We start from the raw sequence: 26,906 nt of genomic DNA, 5'->3' as shown, positions 1-26,906 counted from the left end.
CCAGCTCCTACACCCGCCCCCGTGTAGGAGCTGGCGAAGCCTGCGATCTTTTGACCTTTTGTCACCCGTCCAGGGAACTGCGAATGAACACCACCGAAAGCCTCAAGGACTACCAGCGTGTGCGGATGCTGGCGATCCGCTCATTGTTCGAAATCATCGAGCAGTCCAGCGAAGGCACGGTGATCGTCGACCGAGACGCGAACATTGTCTGGATGAACGAGCGTTACGCCAAGCGCTTTGGTCTGGCGTCAGCCGAAGTGGCGATCGGTAGACCCTGCGAAAGCGTGATTCCCGGCAGCCTGTTGCGCGAGGTGGTGCGTACCGGCCGACCGATTCTGCTGGACATGCAAGACACGCCCAAAGAGCCGTTGGTGGTGATGCGCCTGCCGATTCACGACGACGCCGGCGCGGTGATCGGTGCCATCGGCTTCGCGCTGTTCGATGAGTTGCGCAGCCTGTCGCCGATGCTCAAACGTTACCTGAGCCTGCAGGAAGAGCTTGCTTCCACGCGTTCGCTGCTACGGGCCCGGCAAGCCAAATACACCTTCGCCCACTTCATTGGGACCAGCGCTGCCAGCCTGGAAGTCAAACGCCGCGCCCGACGTAGCGCCAGCACCGAGTCCCCGGTCTTGTTGCTGGGTGAGACCGGTACTGGCAAAGAATTGCTGGCCCAGGCGATTCACGGTGCTTCGCCAAGGGCGCACAAAGCCTTCGTCAGTATCAACAGCGCAGCGATCCCCGAAGCACTGCTTGAAGCCGAATTTTTCGGCACCGCGCCCGGCGCCTTTACCGGTGCAGATCGCAAGGGTCGTTCCGGCAAATTGCAGATCGCTCAGGGCGGGACCTTGTTTCTCGACGAGATCGGCGACATGCCACTGCCGTTGCAAAGCAAACTGCTGCGAGTCTTGCAGGAAAAAGAATTCGAACCGGTCGGCTCCAACGAAGTGATTCAGAGCGATGTGCGGGTGATCGCCGCGACCTCCACCGACCTCGAAGCGGCGATCAAACGCGGCGAGTTTCGTGCCGACCTGTATTACCGCCTCAACGTGTTGCCCATTCAGGTACCGCCCCTGCGCGAACGCCTCGACGACCTGCCGGCCCTGAGCGAAGCGATCCTGGAAGAACTGCGCAGTCAGCATGAGCTCGACAGCCAGGCCCTGGAGTTACTGGGTCAACACGCCTGGCCGGGAAACATTCGCGAACTGCGCAATGTGCTGGAACGCGCCGCATTGCTTAGCGATGACCTGATCCTGAATGCTGCGGAAATTCGCGCGGCGATTGGCAGTTTTGTTCCGGTACAGCGCTCCGCGCCACTGGCCATTGAAACGCATGCCAATGAGACCTTCAGTGCTGCACGCGAACGTTTCGACCGGCAGTTGATTGAAAGCATGCTCGCGCACTGTGGCGGCAAAGTTGTCGAAGCGGCAGCGCGGCTGGGGCTTGGGCGCTCGACGTTGTATAAGAAAATGGTGGCGTTGGGGATTACCGAGTCTCTATAAAGAGATATTAGTCTTCATATGGAGACAACTTATTAAAGATCAAAAGATCGCAGCCTGCGGCAGCTCCTACGGTGGGAACTCGTATTTTCTTGTAGGAGCTGCCGCAGGCTGCGATCTTTTTTCATATGGACTGTCTCCATATAGAGATAATCCATGACCAAGCCATCCAAACAATTTAAAAAACTCAATATATTTCAATCACTTAACCTAATGGCACGAAACTCGCTAAGCCCACAGCCACAAAAGATTCGCCCTACAAAAATAACAATTCAGGAGACACACCATGAGTGTGATCATTGCCTTGGCAGCCCTCGCGCTGCTGATGCTCGCTGCTTACCGTGGCTACAGCGTCATTCTCTTCGCTCCGATTGCCGCCCTTGGCGCGGTCCTGCTCACTGACCCTTCCGCCGTTGCGCCGGCCTTCACCGGCGTGTTCATGGAGAAGATGGTCGGCTTCATCAAACTGTACTTCCCGGTGTTTTTGCTCGGCGCGGTGTTCGGCAAGCTGATCGAGTTGTCGGGCTTTTCACGTTCGATTGTCGCCGCAGCCATTCGCCTGCTCGGCACGCGCCAGGCGATGCTGGTGATCGTGCTGGTCTGCGCCCTGCTCACCTACGGCGGCGTGTCGCTGTTCGTCGTGGTGTTCGCGGTGTATCCGTTTGCCGCAGAGATGTTTCGTCAGAGCAATATCCCGAAACGGCTGATCCCGGCGACCATCGCCCTCGGCGCGTTTTCCTTCACCATGGACGCCCTGCCCGGCACTCCGCAAATCCAGAACATCATCCCCAGCACCTTCTTCAACACCACGGCCTGGGCGGCGCCCTGGCTGGGGTTGATCGGCGCGATATTCGTGTTCTGCGCCGGCATGCTGTTCCTCCAGCGCCAGCGCAACAAGGCCCAGCTCAGCGGTGAAGGCTATGGTTTGGTCCTGCGCAATGAACCGGAAACCGCCGAAGACGTGAAGCTGCCCAACCCGTGGATCGCGCTCTCGCCGTTGCTGCTGGTGGGCATCATGAACCTGCTGTTCACCCACTGGATTCCGCTGTGGTACGGCAAGACCCACAGCCTGAGCCTGCCGGGCATGGCCGCGCCGGTGACCACCGAAATCGCCAAACTCACCGCGATCTGGGCGGTCCAGGCCGCGTTGCTGGTGGGCATCATCATGGTGCTGGTGTTCGGCTTCCAGGCGATCCGCGGCAAGCTCGCCGAGGGCAGCAGAAGCGCGGTCAGTGGCGCCTTGCTGGCGGCCATGAACACTGCGTCGGAATACGGTTTTGGTGCGGTCATCGCCTCTCTTCCGGGTTTCCTGGTGCTGGCCGACTGGCTGAAAAGCATCCCTAATCCACTGGTCAATGAAGCGATCACCGTGACCCTGCTAGCCGGTATCACCGGTTCGGCCTCGGGCGGCATGAGCATCGCCTTGGCGGCGATGGCCAATGACTTCATCGCCGCGGCCCATGCGGCGAACATTCCACTGGAAGTGCTGCACCGGGTCGCCGCCATGGCCAGTGGCGGCATGGACACCCTGCCGCACAACGGCGCGGTGATCACCCTGTTGGCAGTGACGGGCTTGACCCACCGCGAAGCCTATAAAGACATTTTCTGTATTACGCTGATCAAGACCCTGGCGGTCTTCGTAGTCATCGGTACTTTCTACGCCACCGGCATTGTGTGAGGCATTCATGACAACTCTTTCGGGCAAAACCGCACTGGTCACCGGCTCCACCAGCGGCATAGGCCTGGGCATTGCGCTGAGTCTGGCCAAGGCCGGCGCCAACCTGATTCTCAATGGTTTCGGCGATGCCTCGCAGGTCATCGCGCAGGTGCAGCAGTTCGGCGGCAAGGTCGGCCATCATCCGGCCGACGTCAGCGACCCCGCGCAAATTGCCGAGATGATCGCCTACGCCGAACGAGAGTTCGGCGGCGTCGATATTCTGGTGAACAACGCGGGTATCCAACACGTGTCTGCAGTGGAAGACTTCCCCGTGGAGCGCTGGGATTCAATCATTGCGATCAACCTGTCCTCGGTCTTCCACAGCACCCGTCTCAGCCTGCCAGGCATGCGCGCCAAAGGTTGGGGACGGATCGTCAACATCGCCTCGGTACACGGTCAGGTCGGTTCAGTCGGCAAGGCCGCCTACGTTGCCGCCAAGCACGGCGTGATTGGCCTGACCAAAGTAGTCGGCCTGGAAACCGCCACCAGTAACGTCACCTGCAACGCCATTTGCCCCGGCTGGGTACTGACCCCGCTGGTGCAGAAGCAGATCGATGACCGCGCTGCGACGGGGGTTGACCCACAGCAGGCGCAGCATGATTTACTGGCCGAGAAGCAACCGTCGCTGGAATTCGTCACTCCGCCGCAGTTGGGCGAACTGGTGCTGTTTCTGTGCAGTGAAGCCGGCAGCCAGGTGCGTGGCGCGGCGTGGAATATTGATGGTGGGTGGTTGGCGCAGTAGCCACCACCTGATGATCGTTCCCATGCTCCCGCGTGGGAACGATCTGATCAAAAAAAAGAGGCAAACCATGTCAGAAGTACTTTGGCAACCCAGCGCCCAACGCATCGGCAAAACCCGCATGGATGCCTTCCGGCGCTTCAGCAATCAGCGGCACAACCTGGCACTCGCGGACTACCCCGCCCTGCATCAATGGAGCATCGATCAGCGCGAAGATTTCTGGCAAGCCATCGTCGACTTCTTCGAGATCAACTTTCACCAGCCACCGAGCACGGTGCTGCGTGAAGGTCCGCAGATGCCCAGCGCCGAGTGGTTTCCCGGTGCCACGCTGAACTTTGCCGAGCACCTGCTGCGCCGTCGCGATGATGCAACCGCGGTGATTGCCATCGCCGAAAACGGTCAGCGTGAAAGCTTGAGCTACTGTGAGCTGGCCGAGCACGTCGCCGGTCTGCAAAAAAAACTGAGGGCCGCAGGTATTGGCCTGGGTGATCGGGTGGCGGCGTGCATGCCCAACACCTGGCAGACCCTGGTGGGCATGCTTGCCACCACCAGCCTCGGAGCGATCTGGTCATGTTCGTCACCGGATTTCGGCACGCACGGAGTGGTCGACCGCTTCGGCCAGATCGAACCGAAAGTGCTGATCACCTGCGCCGGTTATCGCTACGCCGGCAAAGAGATCGATCAAACAACCAAGGTCAATGAAATCCTCGAACGCCTGCCTTCATTGCAGCAACTGATCATCGTGCCTTATGCCCGACCACAGGCCCGCGTTGATGATTACAAAACCCAAGCCAACGTTGCGCTGTGGGACAGCTTTTATCGCCCGGGTGGCGAGCCCGAGTTCGTTGCGGTGCCCTTCGCTCATCCGCTGTACATTCTCTACTCCAGCGGCACGACCGGCGTGCCAAAATGCATCATCCACAGCGTCGGTGGTGTACTGCTGCAACACGTCAAGGAACACGGCTTGCACGTCGACCTCGGGCCTGACGACCGACTGTTCTACTACACCACCTGTGGCTGGATGATGTGGAACTGGCTGGTCTCGGCATTGGCGGTCGGCAGCAGCGTGGTGCTGTACGACGGCTCGCCTTTCCATCCCGCTCCGCAACGTTTGATCGACCTGATCGACAGTGAAGCCATCAGCGTCTTTGGCACCAGCCCCAAGTACCTGGCGACTCTTGAAAGCAATGAAATCCAGCCACGCCTCAGCCATGATTTGAGCAGCCTGAAAGCCCTGCTCTCGACCGGTTCGGCACTGTCGCCGCAAAGCTACGACTATGTTTACCGCGAGATCAAAAGCGAGCTGTGCCTGTCGTCGATGTCGGGCGGTACCGACATCGTTTCCTGCTTCGTTGCCGGCAATCCGGTCCTGCCGGTTCGCCGGGGCGAGATGCAGTGCAAGGGCCTGGGCATGGCCGTTGAGGTCTGGAATGAGGCCGGCCAACCGGTCATCGGTGAGAAAGGCGAGCTGGTCTGCACCCGGCACTTCCCGGCGATGCCGATCGGCCTGTGGAATGACCCGCAACAGGAAAAACTCCGGACGTCGTATTTCAACCAGTTCCCGGGTGTCTGGGCCCAAGGCGACTACGCCGAACAACGGCCCAATGGCAGTTGGCTGATCCACGGGCGCTCTGACGCGGTACTCAACCCCGGCGGCGTACGCATCGGCACAGCGGAAATCTACCGGCAGGTGGAAAAAGTCCATCAGGTACTGGACTCGGTCGCCATCGGCCAGCAATGGCAGGATGACGTGCGCGTGGTGCTGTTCGTGCGCCTGCGTGAAGGCGTGACGCTGGACGACAACCTTGAACAGCAGATTCGCCAGGTCATCCGCGCCAATACCACGCCTCGGCATGTGCCGGCAAAAATCCTCGCCGTGACCGATATTCCGCGCACCATCAGCGGCAAGGTGGTCGAACTCGCCGTGCGCAATAGGGTGCATGGTCAGCCCGTGAAGAACACTGATGCCCTGGCCAATCCCGAAGCGTTGGAGCAGTTTCGGGATCGGCCAGAGTTGGAGAACTGAAAATCCGCGTAGGAGCCTGCGATCTTTTAGCGCCGATACGTTCACCAAAAATCAAAAGATCGCAGCCTGCGGCAGCTCCTACGGGGGAATGTCAGTCCATCAGCCCCCATTCACCGGTTTCGGTGGATGGGATATCGGCCTTTGGTAAATCGTCCGCGTGCAACTTCAGGCGCAAGCGGAGGTTGTTCGGTGAGTCAGCATTCTTCAATGCTTGCTCCTCATCAATGACGCCCTCGACCACCAGCGCAAACAACGCACCATCAAAGGTCTGCATGCCGAGGCTCACGGACTTTTCCATGATTTCCTTGAGTTCTGCCAGTTCATTACGCCGTATCAAATCGCCAATGGTTGGCGTGCCCAACATGACCTCCACCGCCGCCCGACGCTGGCCGTCGCGGGTACGCACCAGACGTTGGGAAACGAAGGCCTTGAGGTTGTTGCCCAGATCATTGAGCAACTGCGCACGGCGTTCTTCCGGGAAAAAATTGATGATCCGGTCCAGCGCCTGATTGGCATTGTGGGCGTGCAAGGTGGAGATCACCAGGTGCCCGGTGTCGGCAAACGCCAACGCATGCTCCATGGTTTCGCGGTCACGAATTTCGCCGATCAGCACCACATCCGGGGCCTGGCGCAGGGTGTTTTTCAAGGCTGCGTGGAAACTGCGGGTGTCGACACCGACCTCTCGCTGGTTGATGATCGATTTTTTGTGCCTATGGATGTACTCCACCGGGTCTTCGATGGTGATGATGTGCCCGCTGCTGTGGCGATTGCGGTAATCGATCAACGCTGCCAGCGATGTCGACTTGCCCGAATCCGTGGCGCCGACAAACAACATCAGCCCCTGTTTGAGCATCACCGTTTCAAGCAACACGGCGGGCAGTTTGAGGTCTTCAAAGCGCGGGATATCGAGTTTGATATTGCGGGCCACGATCGATACGTCATTGCGCTGTTTGAAGATGTTGACCCGAAAGCGCCCGACTCCGACCAGAGAAACCGCCAGGTTCATTTCCAGCTCGCGGTCGAACTCTACACGCTGCTCGGCGTCCATAAGGGCCTCGGCAATCCGGGCGATCTCGCCGGGCTTGAATGCTTCGCTGGCCAGTGTTCGGAGTACACCATTAAACCGCCCGGTAGGCGGTGCGCCAGTAGACAGGTAAAGATCGGAACCCTCCTGGCTGGCCAGCATTTTTAGCAGCGAGTGAATTTCCATGGCAAAAAGATATCCGTTAAGCCTTCGATTGAACGAAAATCGCCGAGGCACGCCACTTTTCACGCGTCCGAGCGTCGACTCCTTCGAAGAATAGTAGATGCCCCTCAGTACAGACATGTAGCACTGCCATGATGCAGGAACCCTTATGAACGGATCCCCTACCGGCGGCGACGCCCAGGCCTTGATTGCCCGACTCGACTGGACACAAAGCCCGCTGGGTTCTGCCAGCCACTGGCCGCAGAGCCTGCGCACCGCCGTGGACATCGTGATTCACTCGCCCATGCCCATGCTGTTGTTATGGGGACCAGAGCTCTCACAGATCTATAACGACGGCTTTGCACTGTTGGCCGGCAACAAGCATCCGCAGGCTTTCGGACAACCCACGCACCAGATATGGCCAGAACTTAAAGACTTCACGACCCCCATTTATAGCGCTGTCCTACAAGGCCAAGTGCGTTCCTACAGTGAGCAGCGTTTCAGCCTGCTGCGCGATGGCGGCGAATCGGATTTCTGGCTGGACCTGACCTACAGCCCGATTCGTGACGAACGTGGACAGGTGTCCGGGATCCTGGTCACTGCCATTGAAACCAACGAGCGCCGACGCATCGCCCTGGAGCTCAAGCAACGCTCGGAGGCCAGCCTCAAGGCCCAGCACGAAACCGAAGAGCGTCTGCAACTGGCCCTTGCCGCCACTGACGCGGTGGGCACCTGGGACTGGGACATCGGCGAAGACCGCTTCATTGCCGACGCTCATTTCGCCCAGCTGCATGGCGTCGATCCGTCCCTGGCCAGCCAACTGCCTATCACCGCGTACCTCAACGGCGTGCACCCGCAAGACCGGGCCATGGTCACCCGCAGCATCAAACACTGCATCAGCCATGGCAGTGAATACGCCGAGGAGTACCGGCTACTGCAAGCCAGCGGCGAAGTGCGCTGGGTCTTTGCCCGAGGCCGCTGCTACAAGGATCACCACGGCCGGCCCCTGCGTTTTCTCGGTGCAGCCCTGGACCTGACCGAGCGCAAGCACACCGAACAGGCATTACGGCAAAGCCAGACCGAGTTGCAACTGATCATCAACGCCATGCCGGTGCTGATCGGTTATGTCGATCACGAGGAACGCTTTCGTCTGAACAACAGCGCGTACCTGGACTGGTACGGCTTGACCCCGCAGGAGCTGTACGGCAAAACCATTCGCGAAATACTCGGCGATGAACTCTATGCCACCCGCGTCGAACAGATCAGCGCAGCGCTGGCCGGCAAGGCGTGCAGTTTCGAGGCCTATTCGCCGCACCGCGACGGCCGACCGCGCTTTGCGCTGATGAAGTACCTGCCACGCTTTGGCCCCGATGGCGCGGTCAATGGGTTCTACATTTTCGTGATCGACGAAACCGAGCGTAAACAGACCGAAGAAGCCTTGCGCAACCTCAACGAGACGCTGGAAGAGCGGGTCGACACACGCACCAAGGCACTGGCTGAAGCCAACCATCGCCTGCAAAACGAAATGTTCGAGCGTGAGCGCGCCGAAGATGCGTTGCGCCATGCACAAAAAATGGAAGCCGTCGGCCAACTCACAGGCGGTATCGCCCACGACTTCAACAACATGTTGACCGGGATTATTGGCAGCCTGGACCTGATGCAGCGCTACATTGCTGATGGGCGTAGCGATGAGATCGGCCGCTTTGCCGATGCGGCCGTGTCGTCAGCCAATCGCGCGGCCGCCCTGACTCACCGACTGCTGGCGTTCTCCCGCCGGCAATCGCTGGACCGTCGACCGCTTGAGCTCAACACGCTGGTGCATTCGCTCGAAGAACTGTTGCGCCGCACCAAGGGCACGCATATCGAGCTGAAATTTCAGCTGGCACCTGAAGTCTGGTCGGTCAACACCGATGCCAACCAGCTGGAAAACGCCCTGCTCAACCTGGTGATCAATGCCCGCGATGCGATGCCTGAGGGTGGCAAACTGGTGATTGAAACCGCCAATAGCTACCTCGATGGCAGCGACATCAGCACCCTTGAGCCGGTCAAGGCCGGTGACTATGTGATGCTCGGCGTACGCGATAACGGTGCTGGCATGACCCCGCGCGTACTGGCCAAGGCCTTCGATCCGTTCTTCACCACCAAACCCATCGGCCAGGGCACCGGGCTGGGGTTGTCGATGATTTATGGCTTTGCCCAGCAATCCGGCGGCCATGTGACCCTCAGCAGTGAGCCGGGACAAGGCACGACGGTGCGCCTGTATTTGCCGCGCCTGCACAACGCGCCTCAGCACACCTCGCCGGCGGCAGTCAGCCTGGGCAGCCCCTATGCGACGGCGGGTGAGTCGGTGGTGCTGGTCGAAGACGATCCGGCAGTGCGCATGCTGGTGCTCAATGTGCTGAACGAACTGGGTTACATCACTCATGAGGCAGAAGACGCAAAAAACGCTCTGCCGTTGATCGAGTCAAACCTGCGCATCGATCTGCTGGTGACCGATGTCGGTCTGCCCGGTATGAATGGCCGGCAACTGGCGGAAATCGCCCGCCAGCATCGGCCAGGGCTCAACGTGCTCTTTATGACCGGTTACGCGGAAAAAGCCGCCGAACGTCAGGGCTTTCTCGAGGAGGGCATGGACCTGCTGGCCAAGCCCTTTACCCTTGAACAACTGGCCGGCAAGATTCGCCACATGATCCGCCGAACCGGTTGATTTGAGGCATAATCGCGCCCCGCCGACACAACCGCTCCAAGGTAACTGCCCCAATGAAAGCTCAAGCCCGCCATATTCTGGTGAAAACCGCTGAAGAGGCCGAACAGCTCAAACAACGCATCGCCAAGGGCGAGGCCTTTGATGTGCTGGCCAAGAAGTATTCCACCTGCCCGTCCGGCAAGCGCGGGGGTGACCTGGGCGAAGTTCGGCCTGGGCAGATGGTCGGCGCTATCGACGCGGTGATTTTCAAGAAACCGCTGCGCGTCGTGCACGGGCCAATCAAGAGCAAGTTTGGTTATCACCTGGTGCAGGTGTTTTACCGGGATTGATCGTTATCGACGTGGGTCCATTCAACCTCGGGAGATCAACGCCCCCGGCACCTGAATCACCCGACTCGCCAACCAATGCCCGGCCTCTGCGGCTTCTGCGGGGCTTGCGCCACGGAGCCGACTGGCCAGATACGCCGCGCTGAACGAATCCCCCGCCGCCGTGGTGTCTACCACCTGCTCGACGCGCAGCGCCGGAACCTCGAACGACTCACCGCCACAGCGAATCAGACACGGTTCGGCGCCCCGCTTGAGCACCACTTCCGGCGTGCCAATCTGCTCGTAGGCCGCGAACACCGCCGCACAATCGGAAAACTGGAACAGCGCCTGCTCATCGTCGACCGTCAACAGTGCCAGATCGACGTAGGGCAAGACTTCGCGGTACGCCGTCCGCGCCTGTTCGACGGTGCTCCACAAACGCGGCCGGTAGTTGTTGTCGAAGACAATCCGCGCATCCCGCTGGCGGGCTTCGATCAGTGTTCCAATGAGCTTTTTTCGCCCTTCATCGCCCAGCACCGCCAGGGTGATGCCACTGAAATACAGCACATCGTAATCCGGCAGTGCCGCGAGAATCGGCGCGGCCGCCGGCGTGGTGAAGCAATCGCGCACGGCGGCTTCGTTGCGCCAATAGAGGAAACGACGTTCACCCGAAGCATCGGTCTGGATGCAGTACAAACCGGGCAAACGCCCCGGCAAACGTTGGACCATGTCCAGGCCGATGCCTTCTTCAGACCAGCTCTGGCACATGGCGTCGCTGAAACTGTCATCGCCCAATGCGGTGACGTAATCCACCGTGGCCCCATCGCCCAATTCGCGAGACAGGTAGACCGCGGTGTTCAGGGTATCGCCACCAAAACTCTGTTGCAGACTGCCGTCGGCGCGCTGCTGCAACTCGATCATGCACTCGCCGATCAGCGCAATGCGCGGGGTATTGGGGCCAAGGGGGCTGATGGTGTTCATGGTTGTGGGGTCTCTGGTGTTTCGGTGTTGTCTGGTAGGGCCTCATCGCGAGCAAGCTCGCTCCCACACTGATCGTGCAAACACTGCAGTCAATGTGGGAGCGAGCTTGCTCGCGATGGCCGCGTCTCGGTCTGGAACCTAGAAACAGGTTTCCATGCTTTCGATGACGTTCAACTGCTCATCCACCAGGCAACCGGTTCGCCATTTGTCGAAGGTCAGGCACGGGTGAGAAGTACCGAACGAGATGATGTCGCCCACGCGCAACTGAACCCCGGGCGCTACCGTCATGAACGCGTGCTGATCCATCACCGCCGTCACGGTGCAGGCACTGACGTCATCACCAACGGCTGGTAACACACCCGCCCGGTAACGCAGCAATGGCAGCGGCAGCCCCGCGTCATACGCCACATCGCGCTTGCCCAGGGCGATCACCGCAAAACCCGGCTCCGGCAACGACTGCACATGCGCCCAGACTTCCAGCGCCGGGCGCAGGCCTTCGTGCAAGTCGCTGCGACGATCGAGCACACAACACTGCGCTTCCTTGTAGATACCATGGTCGTGAGCCACGTAACTGCCGGGGCGCAGCACGCTGAGGAAACGTCCGACGGCGTTCTGGGCTGCGAAGGACTCGGCGATCAGGTCATACCAGGCCGAGCCCGAGGCCGTGATGATTGGCTTGTCGATGGCGAAAGCAGCGCTGTCTTGCAGCTGCACCGCGAGGCGCACCAGGGACGCCGCAAAGCCGCGGATTCCGCTGACCGCCTGGTCGCCGTGAATCACCCCTTCGTAGCCTTCAATGCCGGTCAACGCCAACCCCAGTTGCGCCTTGATCGCTTCGGCCAGTGCCAGCACTTCGGCTTCGCTGCGGCAACCGCAACGGCCGCCGACCACACCGTACTCGATCATCACGTTCAGACGCAGACCGCGCGCGGCAAAAAATGCCCCGAGGTCGGCGACGTTATCCGGGTGATCGACCATGCAGTGGAAGTCGAATGCCGGATCCGCCAGCAACTCGGCGATCAGCGCCATGTTCGGCGCCCCCACCAACTGGTTGGCCATCAACACCCGGCGCACGCCATGGGCGTAGGCGGCGCGGGTCTGCACTGCGGTGGCCAGGGTGATACCCCAGGCGCCCGCCTCCAGCTGGCGGCGAAACAGCGACGGGGTCATGCTGGTTTTGCCGTGCGGCGCCAACTCGGCACCGCTGTTGCTGACGAACGCCTGCATCCAGCGAATGTTGTGCTCCAGCGCTTCGCGGTGCAGCACCAGCGCCGGCAGACTGACGTCACGCACCAGGTTGGCACCCGGATTGCCGATGCCCTTTTCCACGGCGGCGATGTTCAAGGCAGAAGACATGTTCTAACTCCTCACATGCGGCCGCGATCGGCCACTGTTATTCGTTGATGCGACGGGCCAGGTTGTTCGCGCTGTCGATCAGCACCCGGCGATAGTCGTTGTAATTGTTCTTGGCATCGGCCCTTGGGGCGACGATGCACAGGGTCGCAATGGCGACGCCGCTCGGGTCTTTCACCGGGGCGGCGAAACAATGGGTAAAGGTGTCGGCGACGCTGTCGAAGGAGAAAAATCCGTCGATACCGGCCTGACGGATTTCCGCCAGAAAACGCTCAAGCGGCAGACGTTCGCCGCCAGGCAGGATGAAGTCATCCTCATCGATCAGGTCGACGATTTCCTGGTCACTCAAATGCGCCAGCAACAAGCGCCCGGAAGCGGTCCACGGAATCGGTGCGTTCTCGCCAATGTCCGAGGAAATGCGGAAATGCCGCTCGCCTTCCTTCATCAGCGCCACCGTGTATTTGCGCCCGTTGAGCAGGCACATCTGTGCGGTTTCGCGGGTCTGGCTGACGATCTCCTGCAAGGCGTGATCGGCCTCGCGGCTCAGGTCGAAATGGCGCAAATGCGCCTGACCGAGAAAGTACAGTTGCCGGCCGAGGTAGACGTGACCTTCCTTGCCCACCGGTTCGAGAATCCGTCGTTCGAGCAGGGATGCGACCAGCTCGTAAACCGTGGATTTCGGACTGCCGATACCGCTGGCGATATCGTTCGGACGCAGCGGCTGGCCGACTTCCTTGAGGAAATCGAGGATATCGAACGCCCGGTCCAGACCGCGAGCCCGGCGCTTGATGGTGTCTTCGGTCATTTCAGTGGGTCCCCATTCAAATTCGCCCGTAGGAGCTGCCGCAGGCTGCGATCTTTTGATCTTGCCCTTCCGGCACCTCCAAAAACGCCAAAAGATCGTCCGAACGCGGCCCGAACCTTCGGCAGCTCCTACAAGAACAAATCAGGCCTTCTTCGCCTTATAAGCAATGCAATCAATCTCGACTTTGCAGTCGACCATCATGTTCGCCTGCACGCAGGCCCGGGCCGGTGCGTGTTCCGGGCTGAAGTATTCGGAGAACACTTTATTGAAGCTCCAGAAATCCCGTGGGTCTTCCAGCCATACGCCTGTGCGCACGACGTCTTCGAGGCCATAACCAGCCTCTTCGAGGATCGCGATCAGGTTGCGCAGGGTCTGGTGAGTCTGCTCGACGATCCCGCCGGCAATGATTTCACCATCCAGCGCCGGCACCTGGCCAGACACATGCAGCCAGCCATCGGCTTCGACCGCGCGGGCGAAAGGACGCGGCTGGCCGCCACCGGCGGTGCTACCCGTGCCGTAACGAGTAATGCTCATGGGTGTTTCTCCTGATTCGAAATTGACTGTTAAAAACGGGTGTTCTTGAGAAACTCCACCAAGCGCGGTGCTTTGAGAGCAAAGCAAACGCCATCAGCAGGCCGATCACGCAACCGATGGCGATCGACACCAGCGCCAGTTCAAGGCCCAGACCGAGCCCCGCCAGCAAAGTGTCGAAATCGCGCCAGACGGCAGCAAAGTTCAATTGATAGTTCATGGTCAGCAGTACCTTGAGCCGGGCGATTCATGACCGCCCCACTCTCACCGGATCATTTGAATGTCAGCAAATTGGGGATCCGTGCGTCAGACGATTGCACCACGAACTCGACCTTGCTCGGGTCATTGAACAAGCCCTTGGCGACCATCCGCCCGATGTCGATATCAAAACCCTGCAATTTGCCGTCCGCGCCCTGGAAGTGCCACGGCGCATTGGTGCTGCCCGTGCCCACGATCAAATGCCCGCGCTTCAATACGCTGTCGAGCTTGCTGTCTGCCGCCTGGGCAATGCCCACGGCAGAGGCTGTGGCCGCAAAGAGAAAAACACACGCTGTAAACAAGGAAAGTCGACGCTGCACGACGAGCACTCCAGGATGATTCCAATTCCGCTATACCGGAATTTGGTATGTGATAGCGGAATAGACAGCAGCAAGTGTGCCATAGGCTGCCGGAGAATTCCTGGGGATTTCGGTTAAGAATCGCAACGGACAACCCGCCGCCAGCGGCGACCGTCCCCATGGGATTTTTCTTCAGTTCGGAAATGCTCGCTACAACCTGAGAAAGCACGATGTGTGTCATAACGCTGCTCCTTGAAGTGCTTTTAATAGCGCTAAAAATGGCACTCCGAACAGCATCTGGCTTCTACCCTCTTGTCATAAGAATCGGAACACCTTGGCGGCAGCGCCTGAATCAGAGCCCCGCCTGTCAACAAAAATCCCTGAGAAGCTCAAAAGCGAAGTGGACAACCCCCCGATCCACTGCTTTCCTTTAATGGACCGATTGAAAAGCGCTCGCTCAAACCGAGAGGTTCGAGCAACGTAGCGGTTCGGGAGGGCCAATGTCGTTCAAAGTCATGATGGTTTTCGGTACTCGGCCGGAGGCCATCAAGATGGCCCCGTTGGCCCGGGTGCTGCGTCAGTGGCCGGGTATCGAGCTGAACATATGTTCCACCGGCCAGCACCTGGAGATGCTCAAACAGGTGCTCGACTCGTTCGAGTTGACGGTCGATGAAAACTTGCAAGTGATGACTCAGGGCCAGTCCCTCAACGGCTTGTCTGAGCAACTGCTGATCAACCTGGATAAAAGCTACGAACGCCTGCATCCGGACATCGTGCTGGTACACGGCGATACCACCACCAGCTTCATCGCCGCCCTCGCCGCTTTTTATCGCCATTTGCCGATCGGCCACGTCGAGGCCGGCCTGCGCACCGGCAACCTGCGCGCCCCCTGGCCGGAAGAAGCCAACCGACGTCTGACCGCAGTGATTGCCGACCTGCACTTTCCACCGACCCGTCACGCCCAGGACAACCTGCTGCGCGAAGGTGTGCCGCTGGAAAACATCGAGATCACCGGTAACACGGTGATCGATGCACTGATGTGGATGCGCACCCATCAGCAGGAAATCCAGTGGCACCCCGCCGCCAACTCAGCGCTGTCGGTGCTCGACGACAACCGGCGCATGGTGCTGATCACCGGCCATCGTCGGGAAAACTTCGGCGAAGGCTTCCGCAATATCTGCCAGGCCCTGGCCGACCTGGCCCTGCGCTATCCCGATGTCCAGTTCGTCTACCCGGTGCATCTGAACCCGCGGGTGCAAAGCGCCGTGTATGACGTACTTTCGGACAAGCCGAACATCTATCTGATCGCGCCTCAGAACTATCAGCATTTCGTCTGGCTGATGGGCCGTGCACACATCATCCTGACCGACTCCGGTGGCATCCAGGAAGAAGCCCCCGCCATTGGTAAACCGCTGCTGGTGTTGCGCGAAGTGACCGAACGGCCATCGGTGCTCGAAGGTGGCACCGTGTTGCTGGTGGGCACCGATACCACGAAGATCGTCAAAGAAGCCAGCCAGCTACTCGATGACGAGGCCACCTACAAACGCATGAGCCGCGTCCACAGCCCTTATGGCGATGGGCACGCCAGTGAACGCATCGCCAAACGTCTATGTACCTGGTTGAGCGCGCACTCGGCGAGTAGCACGGTATGAGCCTGGGGTTTGTCGATTTTTTTGCCTATGTACTGTTTGGCCTGAAATACCTTGCGATCACCTTGGCCTTGTTGATGTTCGTGCTGGGTCTCGATGATCTGTTCATCGACCTGGTGTACTGGAGCCGCACGCTGATCCGACGCTGGCGGATCTACGAAAAGTTCAAACGTGCCGATGAAAAGCGGCTGTATGAGATCCCCGAAAAGCCCCTGGCGATCATGGTTCCGGCGTGGCACGAAGTCGGCGTGGTCGGTGAAATGGCCCGGCTCGCGGCCTCGACCCTCGACTACGAGAACTACCAGATCTTCGTCGGCACCTACCCCAACGACGCCGAGACCCAGGCCGACGTCGATGCCGTGTGCCAGCACTATCCCAACGTGCACAAAGTGGTCTGCGCCCGCCCCGGCCCGACCAGCAAGGCCGACTGCCTGAACAACATCATCGACACGATTTTTCGCTTTGAAAGCGACGCGAAAATCGAGTTCGCCGGGTTCATCCTGCACGACGCCGAAGACGTGATATCGCCGATGGAGTTGCGCCTCTTCAACTACCTGCTGCCGAGCAAGGACCTGATCCAGATTCCGGTCTATCCCTACGCGCCGCAATGGAACGCCTTCACCGCCGGGCACTATGTCGATGAATTCGCCGAGAACCACGGCAAGGACGTAATCGTGCGCGAGGCGCTGACCGGCCAGGTGCCGAGCGCCGGCGTGGGCACCTGTTTCAGCCGCAAGGCGATCAGCGCCCTGCTGGAAGATGGCGATGGCATCGCCTTCGACGTGCAAAGCCTGACTGAAGACTACGACATTGGGTTTCGCCTCAAGCAAAAGGGCATGAAGTGCATCTTCGCCCGCTACTCGGTCACCGACCCGGAACTGGCGCTGGAGCAGAAGTGGGTCGTGGGTATGAACCGCGCGTTCTCCCAGGTCATCTGTGTCCGAGAACATTTCCCGCGAGATCTGCAACATGCGATCCGGCAAAAATCGCGCTGGATTGTCGGCATCGTCTTCCAGGGCACCAAGAATCTGGGCTGGAGCAGCAAGGGTTCGCTGAACTATTTTCTCTGGCGCGACCGCCGGGGCCTGATCGCCTACCTGCTGAGCTTTATGGTCAACCTGTTGCTTCTGGTATTGGTGAGCATGTGGCTGATGACGCTGCTCTCCCCCGAGGCCTGGCGTTTCCCGTCTATTCTGTCCGACAGTCCATTGCTGTCGACACTGCTCTGGCTCAACGGCCTGATGCTGCTCAACCGGCTGTTCCAGCGCGCCTGGTTCGTGACCCGTTTCTACGGTCTGGGTCAGGGCCTGCTGTCGGCACCACGGATGATGTGGAGCAACTTCGTCAATTTCTTCGCCAACCTGCGCGCCCTGCGCCAGGTCATGGCGATGGGTGATTCACGCCGCGTGGCCTGGGACAAGACCACCCACGAGTTCCCGGCGCTGGCCGAGGCCCAACGCACACCGCTGGGCCATCGACTGGTAGAAAAAGGCCTGCTGACCGAAGAGCAACTGGAAGCCGCGATCACCAACCCGGTGCGCCGCCGCCTCGGCCATGAATTGCTGCTGCGCGGGCACATCAACAGTACCCAACTGGTCGAAACCCTGGCCGAGCAACTGGACCTGGAGTGGGCACCGCTCAATCCGTTCAAGCTTGACAAACAGCTGATCGACCGCGTGCCACGCAAAGTCGCCACCCACTATGGCGTGTTGCCTGTCACCGAAGAAGGTACAACCCTGGTGCTGACCTCCGAAGGTCCGGTCAGTCAGGTTTCGCTGGGCGCCATCAGCCGCCAATTGAAACGCCCGGTTCGCTGCCGTCTGGCGCCGCAGGGCCGAGTCACACTGGGTATCCGCTACTGGTATCCCAGCGCTCTGCAAAACGAGGAAGTCCGTCACATGCTGCACGTGCTTGAGCGTCATCAGGACGATGAAGCCCTGTTGGAACGTGTCGGCCACCACCAGGTATTGCTCGGCAACCTGCTGCAAGTGCGCGGTATGGTCCCGGCAACGCTGTTCAATCAGGCGCTGATTGACTTCGACGCCGAGCACATGTCGCTGGGCGATCACCTGATCGAACGCGGCATGATCACCCCGGAAATTCTGCAGCAGGCGCTGGCCGAACAATCCTCTGAACAGCAAGCGGCTTTCCGCATTGCCCGGGAGGTCGAATGAAGCCGGGAATTCGTCATCAACTGGTGCTCGCTAGCCTGTTGCTGAGCCTGAGCGCTGCCAGTTGGGTAGAAGCGGCGCCGCTGAGCGATTTCGAGCAGTTCCGCAGTTTTCCGTACATGGACCGCAGCTACCGCGAAGCGAAACAAGGTAACTGGAGTGAAGTCGAACGGTTGATGCGCCACCTGCTGACGCTGGTGCCGAACAACGAAGAAGCCCGTGCAATGCTGGTCGAGTCCCTGGCCAAACAGCGTCGATACAAGGACGCAGTAGAGGCCCTGCCAGATACCCCGGGCAACAGTGACACCCTGCTCGAACTGCGCCTGACCTGGATCGAACAGGATCCGCCCGCGGCCAGCGAAGTCGAGCGCTGGATCGCCAACAGCCCTGCGAACCAGCGGGTCCGTCTCTGGCAGTCCTACAGTTTGAGCCTGGCCAAACAGGGTGGCGCGGCCCGTGCCCATGACTGGCTTGCCCACCTGCCCGCCCAGGGCAACGATAATGTCCTGCACCTGGCTCGCGCCAACTGGGCCGAGCAATTGCATGACTGGGACGATGTCATCCAGGAGTTGGCACCCCTGGCAGAGCGTAAGCAACTGGACGCCGAAGGTTGGCAACGACTGGCCAACGCCTATGTGCAACGCCTCGAAGAACAGCCTTTGCAGGACCTGTTGCAACAGGCACCGACCCCGGAGGCGGCACGCAAGGCGCGGCTGGCGATGGTCGACCGGGCGGTTGCCATGGGCCATCTCCAACAGGCTCAACGCTGGATGCAATCACTGCCGGCCAGCGACCTTGCCGATCCGGCCCAGCGCCAACGACTGTGGGAACTGGCACGGCAAACCGGCGACACGCAGGCCGTGCAACGCCTGAGCGGCGAGTTGCAGCGCCCGTGCCTGGAAACCGCAGAATGGCTGTCCCGTCGCGATCCGCAAGCCGCACTCGCCCAATTACGTGGCTGCTCGCCAAACGATGATCCGCAGACCTGGCTGGTTCTCGCGCAACGCCTGCAAGCCACCGACTTGCTACAAAACCAGCGCCTGCCCGAACCTTGGGACAGTAAACGCCGCGAACGCTTGCTCGATGTCTGGCAGCAACAGGGCCAGAGCGACAAAGCCATGGCCTGGCTCGCCAGCCAACCGCAATCCGCCGACGTACTGAAGCGCCGTGCCGAACTGCTCCAGACGCTGGGCCGTAACGGCGAGGCAACAACGCTGTGGGAACAGCATTACCAGCAGACCGGCAACCTCGACTCACTCAATCAAGCCACCTACCTGGCGTTCAACAACGGCCAGCGTGATCACGCGCAGCAATTGCTGGAAGATGCCTTTGACCGCCACGGCGCACGCCTGCCGTCGGTCGTACTGCAACGTCTGGCCGGGCTCTATGGCTCGTCGTCGGCGACAACCCCGGCTCAGCAAAAACGCATGATTTTGTTGTTAAGCCGGGTCGACGCCGCGACGCGCGGCCAATTGCTCGGACAACTGGCAGAGAACGGCCAGTGCGATGCGGTACGCCAGGCGATCGGCGCGCAACCTGCCGATGCCGACGAATTCCGCGCCCTGGGTCGTTGCGCCATGCCAGACCGGCCAGGTGAAGCGGTGGTCTATTACCAGAACGCGGAGAAACTCGCTGATCGCGGCAGCCGCTTGCCGCTGGCCTATGCCCTCGAAGCCTCCGGCGACTCCACCGGCGCCTTGCGCATCTGGCGCAGCGTGCCGGACCGCGAACTCACCGAAAACGCCCGTCTCACTGCCAGCCGCAGCGCATTGACCGTCGGTGACACCGACGCCGCCGAACGCTATTGGCAGCAAAGCCGCACCCGCGGCAGCAACGAATGGGCCCTTGGCGCGGCAATCGCCCAAGCCAAGGGCAATAACGCACTGGCACTTGAGCGTCAGCGCCAGGCATTGCAGCAAGCCCCTGACGCCGGGCATTTCTATGCCGCCTCGGTGACCGCGCAAAAGGCTGGTGATCTGCCGCAAAGCACGGAGTGGCTGGCCGAAGCCGTGCGTCGCGACCCGAAAAACCCGCGCTACAGCGCCGACTACGGCATGCGCCTGGCTGGGGCCGAAACCCGCCAAGAGCGAGCCAGCGCGATTCCCTACCTGCAAACCGCCACCCACAATTTCCCCGAGGACTATAGCCTCGGCGAGACCCTTGCCTGGCGCTACGACGACGTCGAAGACAGCGCTGCGGCCCGCAAGGAACTGCGCCGGATCATCGACCTGGAACAAAATCCGGTGGCCGCTGACGACGACAGCGGCAGCCTCGAAGCTCGCCGTTATCGTCAGCGTCGCGCCCACGAAACCCTCTCCAGACGCGACAGCCTGACCCTCGCCAGCACCTGGTCGCCGGCCGGGGTTTCGACCAACAACATCCTGCGTCCCGACAACACCCAAGGCACTGCTCGCCACCCCGCCTCGCAAAATGTGCAGGTGGCGATGTGGGACCATGCGTTGGGCGATGAGCCAAGCCGCGCCGGCAGCACGCTCTCGGTCTATGGCCGGGCATTGCTGGGCGGCGCTGGTCGCTCCAGTTACGCAGAATCCCTCGGCACGGGGCTGGGCTTGCGCTACAAGCCCTGGAGCACCGCGAACATCAACCTCTACGCCGAGATCTACACACAGAGTGCGTTCGACACCGGTGACAGTCATGGCCTGAGCCTCGGTGAGCTTCTCAATCCCGGGCAGCTGCGGGACCAGCTCAACGACCACCGCAAAGATGGCCACACCAACACCGACTACTTGCTGCGCGCCACCGCCTCGTTCCTCGATCAAGGCCGGTTCCGAAACGACTGGCGGGTCGATGAAAGTGACTGGGAGGAACGTTTTCTTTACCTCGACGCGGCGTGGTGGACCAAGGCCGGTGACCATCAATGGCTGTCGCGCTTCCAGCAAGGGCACACCTGGAAGCTGCCGTTCAACAGCGCGCAAACCCTCATGCCGTATGGCTTCCTTGAGTTCGCCAGTCAGGACCCGAACAACGACTGGCGTCAGGACCTGCGCACCGGTCTCGGTCTGCGCTGGCAATGGTGGTTCGACGACGACACCTACAACGCCTACCGCGCGCACCTGACTGTGCGCACCGAATATCAGCAGTCGCTGGGCGGCAATTTGTATGAAGGTGGCAATGGCGTGCTGTTGGGCGTGGAGTTGAACTTCTGATGAGCCGACTGATGCTTCTTCTCTGCCTGCTGTTGCTTGGCAGTCAACAGGTCCGCGCTGATGAGCGGATTTTCTACCAGCCGTTGAATGTCGACGCCAGTCTCAGTCAGGCGCAATGGCGACAGGTCTGGCAAGACAGCGCCAAACAAGGCGCGACCACGGTCATCGTGCAGTGGACGGCGTACGGTGATTCAGCCTTTGGCGAAGCCAACGGCTGGCTCGCCAACAGTCTGCGCGAGGCCCAGGCACAGGGGTTGAAACTGGTGCTCGGGCTGTCCATGGACCCGGCGTATTACCAGCGTATCGACCCGCTCGACAGCGCCGGGCTGGCGTCCTACTGGCAAGCGCAACTTGGGCAGTCACTGGCCCAGCAGCAAAAACTGCGCAAGGACTGGAAGCTGCCCGTCAGCGGCTGGTACTTGCCACTGGAACTGGATGACGCGCACTTCATGGCTGCCGACAGGCGCGAGCACCTGCAACGGCAACTCCAGGACTTCGCCAGCCAACTCGACGCGCCGCTGCACATCAGCGCGTTCAGTGCCGGCAAGCTCGCGCCGCAGGTCAATGCGAACTGGCTAGGTGAACTGGCCCGCAGCGGGATTCAGGTCTGGTGGCAGGACGGTGCCGGTACGGGACGCTTGCCGCCGCTGGTACGCAACAGTTACGCCAGCGCTCTGCCTTGCTCCGTCGGTATCGTGCGTGAAGCATTCCGTCAGGTCAGCGCCGAAGGCCAGCCATTTCGCGCTGAACCGGCAACCCCGGACACCACGTCCAGCGGCTGTCATCCGACAGCCGTGTTCGCCTTGCGCTACCGTCCGTGGGGACGGGTGATTCTGGACAATCAACATAAAAACAAGGTTGGCGATGTACACAGCCATTGAAACTCAGCAAGGCGAAGCCCGCGACGGGCGTCCCCTTGCGCGTGAGGCCTGCTTTCTCGAAATAGCCGGATGGCGGCACCGAAACAGCGTGATGGCAAACTGGAATTTCAGCGAAGTTCAGCAATACTTCGTCGCGAACGGATTTCGCTGTCCACCTGCACAGGTGGACTCAAGGAGCAACCGCCTCATGGACGTACCCTGCCTTCTGCGCGCCACCCTGATTGGCAATCTGCTACTGGCCGGACTTCCCGTTGCCCAGGCCCACACCCTGGGCCACGGTGCGACCGAGAACCTGAAAAGCTTTGCTCCGGCATCACCCGACACACCGTATCTGGAGGTGCTGCATCAATGCGTCAGCCAGCAGGACACCGACAAAGGTCAGTTGCTCTCAGGGCTCGGCGGCACACGCTATCCATTGGTGAGCCTCAAGGACGCCGAACACGTCGAAGCCTTCTACAGCCAGGGCATCGCCTTGCAATATGGCTTCAACTTTTCCGAGGCGATTCGGGCATTTTACCAGGCCAGCCGCTTTGACGAAGGCGCGGCGATGCCCTATTGGGGCATCGCCCTGTCGGCCAGTTCCAACATCAACAGCGATGCCACCACTGGCTGTGATCAACTGGCCTACCGCTCGGCACAAATAGCCCTGGACAACGCCACGGCTCGCCTCAAGGACCCGGCCGCCAAAGAGCGCTTCAGCGAACGTCAATTGCAGCGCGAGGTCGATTACGCCAAGGCATTCCTGACTCTCTACAGCGAGAAGGACGGCAAGCTCAGCCTGCCCGACGAAGGCAAGCGGCGCTACGCCGATGCGATGAAATCCCTGTCGGAAAACTACTTCGACGACCTCGACGCCGCCACGCTGTATGCCGACGCCCTGCTCAACCTCCGTCCCTGGAAATGGTGGGAGGGTGATGAATCGGTGTCCGATGAAGTGAAACCCACCTCCGCCGCCTACGAGGCATTACAAGTGCTCAACCGGGTGCTGGTGCAGGACAAACTGCACATCGGCGCCAACCACTTCTATATCCATGCCATTGAAGAGTCGCCATTCCCCGACAGCGGCTTGCCCATGGCCGAGCGCTTTCGCGATCAGAACCCGGCCATCGGTCATCTGGTGCACATGGCTTCACACATCTACCAACGCACCGGCAACAATGCCCTGGCCAGCGTTGCCAACTACACGGCGGTGTCGGTCGACCGCGCCTACACCCATCAGGTCGACCCGCAGAGCCCGTACGCGCTGCACTACCTGGGACATAACATTCACTTCCTGACCTGGACGTTATCCATCGAGGGGCGCCAGAACGAAGCGATGAACATGGCCGAGGAACTGGTGGAAAACACCACCCGCTACGCCGCACTGGATTTCCTCTGCAAGCAGTACCCCGAAGAGATCGCCACCAAGTCCGACTACTTCTACGCCGTGCCCTATTACTTCGCCGTACGCTTCGAAGACTGGGAAGCCCTGAAGCGAATCGAACCGAAGATCAACGCCGGCTTGCAAACCATCAACCAGACCTGCGCTGCGGCGAACAAATACGGTACTTTGACCGCACCTTACACTCGGGTCATGGCGGCCTACGCCAACGCCTACCAAAAACTGACCGCCGACGGCCTCGACAGCAGCGCTGCTCGTGATGCCCTCAAAGGTTATTGGCAGGCTGTCAACGCAGCCTTGAGCACGAATCCGGACTTGAGGTATGGCAGCAACAAAGCCGTGGAGCTGTTCCGCATTGCCAACCTGATCCTGCTCAACAAAGCTCAGGGCAGCAGCCATGGAACACTCGATATGGCGGCACTCAGGGACGCCGGCACGGAGGTGTTCGGCAAGGATCAGAAACAGGAGTTGAACGCCGATCTCCAGGCCCTCGAGGGTGACAGCAATGCGCAGATCATCGCGGCCTGGCGCAAGGCCGTGCAAATCCAGGACGCGCTCGACTACAACGAGCCGCCGGACTGGTATTACACACTACGTGAGTCTTTGGGCTATGCGTTGCTGACCCAGGGGCAATACGTGCAAGCCGAGCGGGTGTTCCGTGAAGACCTGGCGGGCAATCGCCTCAGTGGCCGTTCACTCAATGGCCTGAAAATCAGCCTGGAGAAACAGCCGGGCAAAACCGTACCGGCACTGCTGAACGAACAACTGCAAACCGCCTGGCGCAATGCGACCGTCAACCCGGCCCCGAAAAACTGATGGTTACGCACTCCTCGTAGGAGCTGCCGCAGGCTGCGGTCTGTTGATTTTCAAGATCAAAAGATCGCAGCCTGCGGTAGCTCAGGGGGTCAGTGAAACAGCCGCAATTGGAACGGCCAGCGCCATCGCGCCGGTTGGGTTCTTTGCAACCGTTCCAGCAGCATCCAGCCCATCGCCAGCAACATCATGGGCAAGTGCACTTGTTCGGCCAGCATCGGCAACAGCATCAGTGCCCAGCACGAGCCGATGCACCAACCACCGCTGGTCACACCATAGGCCAGACAATCCCTGATGAACCCCCAGCCGAACGCCGAAATCCTTGGCTGGTGATGACAGCGGTTCAGGTACCGTTGTTTGAGCGGCGACGCCTGCCACACCAGGCACACGGCCAGAGTGACGACAAACGCCATCGCCTGCGAAACCCCAAACATCACCCGCGCTGCTATTACTGAGGTCATGAGCAACAGACCGGCTAGCGTCCAGACGCTGGCGAAACCCAGCACAAACAACACCACCGCCTGCCAGCGCTTCCTCAGCAAACTGCGCTGCCACACATAAGTCAGCGGATGGACCAGCAGCAAGGGGGTCATCGCCAGCAACATCAATAGCCATGAAACCACTAACTGGCGGGGAGGATTGAACAGCAACACCTGTTCAATCCCCTGCCAGCTCGCGGCATAAGCAAGAGGCACGAAGGCTCCGCAGAACGCCGGGATAGACAGCATCTGCACCGAACCGAGGAGCAGCCCCCAACCTGCCAGGCTGATCAGGATCAGCCATGGCAGGAAGCCTCGGGTCACGACCTGGATGAGGTATGGCCCCATCTTCAGTCGCCTTGCCGGTAGACACTCACGCGACCGACCGTGATGTTGTCCTCGGCCTGAACATCGGTTACCGGCACAAAGCGCACTTTCAATTTCGCCAGAATCGGGTGGCCGCTGGCACTGAGCTTGTCGAAGACATCAGTGATCTCCAGCACATGGCTCACGCCCTTGCCGCCATGCTGGCTGTCCGGACTACTGGCCTTGCGCACGCCGAACAGCGAGATCGACCCGACGTATTGGTCAGGCAGCGCCGACAACTGTCCCTCGACCGGCAGGCTGACGTACACGTCGAAGGTCGCCGCGTCATTGTTTCCGCGGATGTTTTCCAGGTTGAGGTACACCCGATCCAGGGAATGCTCCGCAACCGCGGGGGCAAAGGCCCGGGATTTCAGATTGCCCATCAGCGTGCCCGAGGTGCTCTGGTCGAGTTGCAACGGCGTCTCGACTGTAGCGCCGGTCAGGGCGATGGCTTTGTCGTTGGCGCCGAGCAGTTCGGCGGGTGATTGGGCGCTCATGGACTTTTCCTTCACGGCTGCAGCACCAAGAGGCTCGGGGCTTGCGCGCAGGGTTTCCAAGCGTTGTTGAAACGCCCGCGTACCGTGCAGCGGGTCGGACGTATCCTCATAACTATAGTCCAGCTTCGGTGCCCGGGTATCGAGCATGTCAGACACCTTGAACGGCCACGGCTGGCCGCTGACCGTCGGTACCACGAAGCCGCGACCCGGGGTCGGCGGACCATTGAGCCACGCACTGGTGAGCGGATTGTGGTTCTGCCGGTCGCGCTGCAGCCACACATCCCAGAGCCGGTCGATGTTGGCGTGATGCAGCCAGAATATCGGGTCCAGAGCGGCGGTATCCGGATCGATCATCAACCCCGGTACCCGGCTGCCCTGTTGCTGGCCGCCCACGGCGACGTGCACGTAGTTGTGCGGTTGCGACTCGAGCTGACCGCTGACCTGGCCATAGTGCTCGAACACCGTGACCGGACCACCGAAGCCTGGAGAGCCACCACCGGCACCACCGGCGAAATCATGATCGGTGAGGGCCGGGCGCAGATTGATCCGCTGCTCGTTGAGCACCACCACCCCATTGCCGGTCGGGCCAAACCGGCGAGCCACAAACAAGGGATTCTGCTCACCGTTGGGCAACGTGGTCTCGGCGAAACAGGCGGGCAGATTCAGCGTCTGCTGGTTCTCGTTGTAGTTCCAGTAAGGCAGGGCCCAATCACTTGGCCCTCCGAGACCGACGATGGCCTTGCGGACGATCTGTTCGAATGAAGCAAGATAGCCGCGGTGCCACGGCAAAAAGTACCAGGTCTGGTGCTGGCACTGGTTCCAGTAGGTGTCCTGATCTGTCTGGGACGGCAGCTGCTCATTCGGTCGCAGATAACCGGCGCTTTGCCAAAGCGGAACGTCGATACCGTGAATCGCCGCCAGAAACCGCCAACTGGTGTGATCAGTGATTGGCCTTTGCTGCAGGACTCCGACACCGCGCGCATACCACAACAACGCATCGCTCCAGCCAGAACCCAGATTCCATACATCACGCCGTACATTCGCCATGGTAGATCTCCCTGAAAAACCGCGTGGATGAGGAGCGCACTCCTCAGCTGGC

At 60.5% G+C, this 26,906-nt stretch carries 18 protein-coding genes and 3 pseudogenes; 11 read left to right on the top strand and 10 right to left on the bottom strand.

The window, feature by feature from the left end; all coding sequences use genetic code 11:
- Positions 1-83 precede the first annotated feature (83 nt).
- The 4 genes from BLL42_RS24935 to BLL42_RS24920 all read left to right on the top strand — a co-directional run bounded on the left by BLL42_RS24935 (position 84) and on the right by BLL42_RS24920 (position 5,978).
- Entirely contained in the window at positions 84-1,499 is a 1,416-nt protein-coding gene (locus BLL42_RS24935) for a sigma-54 interaction domain-containing protein (RefSeq protein WP_071555114.1), read from the top strand.
- Positions 1,500-1,782: 283 nt separating this feature from the next.
- The gene (locus tag BLL42_RS24930) at positions 1,783-3,174 is read left to right on the top strand and encodes a GntP family permease (protein WP_071555112.1); all 1,392 of its coding nucleotides are present in this window, start codon (positions 1,783-1,785) and stop codon (positions 3,172-3,174) included.
- 7 nt (positions 3,175-3,181) lie between these two features.
- Positions 3,182-3,955, top strand: a complete 774-nt coding sequence (locus BLL42_RS24925; protein WP_071555110.1) for a 3-hydroxybutyrate dehydrogenase — start codon at positions 3,182-3,184, stop codon at positions 3,953-3,955.
- Between the two features lie 67 nt (positions 3,956-4,022).
- Positions 4,023-5,978, top strand: coding sequence for an acetoacetate--CoA ligase (locus tag BLL42_RS24920; protein WP_071555849.1), 1,956 nt, complete (start codon positions 4,023-4,025; stop codon positions 5,976-5,978).
- A 91-nt stretch (positions 5,979-6,069) separates the two neighbouring features.
- Here BLL42_RS24920 and BLL42_RS24915 read toward each other — a convergent pair whose 3' ends face one another.
- Positions 6,070-7,188 (bottom strand): PilT/PilU family type 4a pilus ATPase, encoded by a 1,119-nt coding sequence (locus BLL42_RS24915; protein WP_071555108.1) that lies wholly within the window; start codon positions 7,186-7,188, stop codon positions 6,070-6,072.
- A gap of 145 nt (positions 7,189-7,333) precedes the next feature.
- Here BLL42_RS24915 and BLL42_RS24910 point away from each other — a divergent pair, with 145 nt between their 5' ends.
- Together BLL42_RS24910 and BLL42_RS24905 are read left to right on the top strand one after the other, a co-directional pair.
- Positions 7,334-9,871, top strand: a complete 2,538-nt coding sequence (locus tag BLL42_RS24910; protein ID WP_071555106.1) for a PAS domain-containing hybrid sensor histidine kinase/response regulator — start codon at positions 7,334-7,336, stop codon at positions 9,869-9,871.
- 53 nt (positions 9,872-9,924) lie between these two features.
- Positions 9,925-10,200, top strand: a complete 276-nt coding sequence (locus tag BLL42_RS24905; RefSeq protein ID WP_019690952.1) for a peptidylprolyl isomerase — start codon at positions 9,925-9,927, stop codon at positions 10,198-10,200.
- Between the two features lie 21 nt (positions 10,201-10,221).
- Here BLL42_RS24905 and BLL42_RS24900 read toward each other — a convergent pair whose 3' ends face one another.
- The 7 genes and pseudogenes from BLL42_RS24900 to BLL42_RS30590 all read right to left on the bottom strand — a co-directional run.
- The gene (locus BLL42_RS24900; RefSeq protein WP_071555104.1) at positions 10,222-11,157 is read right to left on the bottom strand and encodes a sugar kinase; all 936 of its coding nucleotides are present in this window, start codon (positions 11,155-11,157) and stop codon (positions 10,222-10,224) included.
- Positions 11,158-11,295: 138 nt separating this feature from the next.
- The gene (locus BLL42_RS24895; RefSeq protein WP_071555102.1) at positions 11,296-12,513 is read right to left on the bottom strand and encodes an amino acid deaminase; all 1,218 of its coding nucleotides are present in this window, start codon (positions 12,511-12,513) and stop codon (positions 11,296-11,298) included.
- A 37-nt stretch (positions 12,514-12,550) separates the two neighbouring features.
- On the bottom strand, positions 12,551-13,315 hold the full coding sequence (locus BLL42_RS24890) for an IclR family transcriptional regulator (protein WP_071555100.1): 765 nt from the start codon (positions 13,313-13,315) through the stop codon (positions 12,551-12,553).
- 141 nt (positions 13,316-13,456) lie between these two features.
- A complete protein-coding gene (locus BLL42_RS24885) occupies positions 13,457-13,849 on the bottom strand; it encodes a RidA family protein (protein ID WP_071555098.1) in 393 nt (130 codons plus the stop codon).
- Between the two features lie 64 nt (positions 13,850-13,913).
- A pseudogene (locus tag BLL42_RS24880) lies at positions 13,914-14,066 on the bottom strand (amino acid ABC transporter permease); the annotation flags it as partial.
- A 55-nt stretch (positions 14,067-14,121) separates the two neighbouring features.
- Positions 14,122-14,424: pseudogene (locus tag BLL42_RS24875) on the bottom strand (transporter substrate-binding domain-containing protein); the annotation flags it as partial.
- A gap of 94 nt (positions 14,425-14,518) precedes the next feature.
- A pseudogene (locus BLL42_RS30590) lies at positions 14,519-14,644 on the bottom strand (plasmid stabilization protein); the annotation flags it as partial.
- Between the two features lie 259 nt (positions 14,645-14,903).
- Between BLL42_RS30590 and wecB the strand changes: the two are divergent.
- From wecB to BLL42_RS24845, 5 genes are all read left to right on the top strand, one after another.
- Positions 14,904-16,055 carry a non-hydrolyzing UDP-N-acetylglucosamine 2-epimerase gene (wecB, locus tag BLL42_RS24865; RefSeq protein ID WP_071555096.1) on the top strand — a complete coding sequence of 384 codons (1,152 nt, stop codon included), beginning with the start codon at positions 14,904-14,906 and terminating at the stop codon, positions 16,053-16,055.
- On the top strand, positions 16,052-18,226 hold the full coding sequence (gene nfrB / locus BLL42_RS24860; protein WP_071555094.1) for a cyclic di-3',5'-guanylate-activated glycosyltransferase NfrB: 2,175 nt from the start codon (positions 16,052-16,054) through the stop codon (positions 18,224-18,226). Before wecB ends, nfrB begins: the two co-directional genes overlap by 4 nt.
- Entirely contained in the window at positions 18,223-21,390 is a 3,168-nt protein-coding gene (locus BLL42_RS24855; RefSeq protein ID WP_071555093.1) for an NfrA family protein, read from the top strand. The genes nfrB and BLL42_RS24855 overlap by 4 nt, the downstream gene beginning before the upstream one ends.
- Positions 21,390-22,271: a DUF4434 family protein gene (locus BLL42_RS24850; protein ID WP_071555091.1), complete on the top strand. Its 882-nt coding sequence runs from the start codon at positions 21,390-21,392 to the stop codon at positions 22,269-22,271. The genes BLL42_RS24855 and BLL42_RS24850 overlap by 1 nt, the downstream gene beginning before the upstream one ends.
- A 187-nt stretch (positions 22,272-22,458) precedes the next feature.
- The gene (locus tag BLL42_RS24845) at positions 22,459-24,468 is read left to right on the top strand and encodes a hypothetical protein (protein WP_071555089.1); all 2,010 of its coding nucleotides are present in this window, start codon (positions 22,459-22,461) and stop codon (positions 24,466-24,468) included.
- An 89-nt stretch (positions 24,469-24,557) separates the two neighbouring features.
- On the opposite strand, the gene BLL42_RS24840 is transcribed toward BLL42_RS24845, so the two are convergent.
- Positions 24,558-25,292, bottom strand: a complete 735-nt coding sequence (locus BLL42_RS24840) for a copper chaperone (RefSeq protein WP_071555087.1) — start codon at positions 25,290-25,292, stop codon at positions 24,558-24,560.
- Between the two features lie 2 nt (positions 25,293-25,294).
- Positions 25,295-26,854, bottom strand: a complete 1,560-nt coding sequence (locus tag BLL42_RS24835; protein WP_071555085.1) for a tyrosinase family protein — start codon at positions 26,852-26,854, stop codon at positions 25,295-25,297.
- Positions 26,855-26,906 lie beyond the last annotated feature (52 nt).

The organism is Pseudomonas frederiksbergensis, from assembly GCF_001874645.1.
Classification (GTDB): Bacteria; Pseudomonadota; Gammaproteobacteria; order Pseudomonadales; family Pseudomonadaceae; genus Aquipseudomonas; species Aquipseudomonas frederiksbergensis_B.
Note: the sequence above shows the minus strand (reverse complement) of the source record. Positions and strands in the feature narration are given on the sequence as shown.

What these genes read in the sequence shown, in the direction of transcription:
- wecB (WP_071555096.1), top strand. Translation starts at nt 14,904, where the DNA reads ATGTCGTTCAAAGTCATGATGGTTTTCGGTACTCGGCCGGAGGCCATC.
- BLL42_RS24835 (WP_071555085.1), bottom strand. Translation starts at nt 26,854, where the DNA reads ATGGCGAATGTACGGCGTGATGTATGGAATCTGGGTTCTGGCTGGAGC.
- BLL42_RS24925 (WP_071555110.1), top strand. Translation starts at nt 3,182, where the DNA reads ATGACAACTCTTTCGGGCAAAACCGCACTGGTCACCGGCTCCACCAGC.
- BLL42_RS24910 (WP_071555106.1), top strand. Translation starts at nt 7,334, where the DNA reads ATGAACGGATCCCCTACCGGCGGCGACGCCCAGGCCTTGATTGCCCGA.
- BLL42_RS24905 (WP_019690952.1), top strand. Translation starts at nt 9,925, where the DNA reads ATGAAAGCTCAAGCCCGCCATATTCTGGTGAAAACCGCTGAAGAGGCC.
- BLL42_RS24850 (WP_071555091.1), top strand. Translation starts at nt 21,390, where the DNA reads ATGAGCCGACTGATGCTTCTTCTCTGCCTGCTGTTGCTTGGCAGTCAA.
- BLL42_RS24890 (WP_071555100.1), bottom strand. Translation starts at nt 13,315, where the DNA reads ATGACCGAAGACACCATCAAGCGCCGGGCTCGCGGTCTGGACCGGGCG.
- BLL42_RS24855 (WP_071555093.1), top strand. Translation starts at nt 18,223, where the DNA reads ATGAAGCCGGGAATTCGTCATCAACTGGTGCTCGCTAGCCTGTTGCTG.
- BLL42_RS24900 (WP_071555104.1), bottom strand. Translation starts at nt 11,157, where the DNA reads ATGAACACCATCAGCCCCCTTGGCCCCAATACCCCGCGCATTGCGCTG.
- nfrB (WP_071555094.1), top strand. Translation starts at nt 16,052, where the DNA reads ATGAGCCTGGGGTTTGTCGATTTTTTTGCCTATGTACTGTTTGGCCTG.
- BLL42_RS24840 (WP_071555087.1), bottom strand. Translation starts at nt 25,292, where the DNA reads ATGGGGCCATACCTCATCCAGGTCGTGACCCGAGGCTTCCTGCCATGG.
- BLL42_RS24915 (WP_071555108.1), bottom strand. Translation starts at nt 7,188, where the DNA reads ATGGAAATTCACTCGCTGCTAAAAATGCTGGCCAGCCAGGAGGGTTCC.
- BLL42_RS24845 (WP_071555089.1), top strand. Translation starts at nt 22,459, where the DNA reads ATGGACGTACCCTGCCTTCTGCGCGCCACCCTGATTGGCAATCTGCTA.
- BLL42_RS24935 (WP_071555114.1), top strand. Translation starts at nt 84, where the DNA reads ATGAACACCACCGAAAGCCTCAAGGACTACCAGCGTGTGCGGATGCTG.
- BLL42_RS24930 (WP_071555112.1), top strand. Translation starts at nt 1,783, where the DNA reads ATGAGTGTGATCATTGCCTTGGCAGCCCTCGCGCTGCTGATGCTCGCT.
- BLL42_RS24885 (WP_071555098.1), bottom strand. Translation starts at nt 13,849, where the DNA reads ATGAGCATTACTCGTTACGGCACGGGTAGCACCGCCGGTGGCGGCCAG.
- BLL42_RS24895 (WP_071555102.1), bottom strand. Translation starts at nt 12,513, where the DNA reads ATGTCTTCTGCCTTGAACATCGCCGCCGTGGAAAAGGGCATCGGCAAT.
- BLL42_RS24920 (WP_071555849.1), top strand. Translation starts at nt 4,023, where the DNA reads ATGTCAGAAGTACTTTGGCAACCCAGCGCCCAACGCATCGGCAAAACC.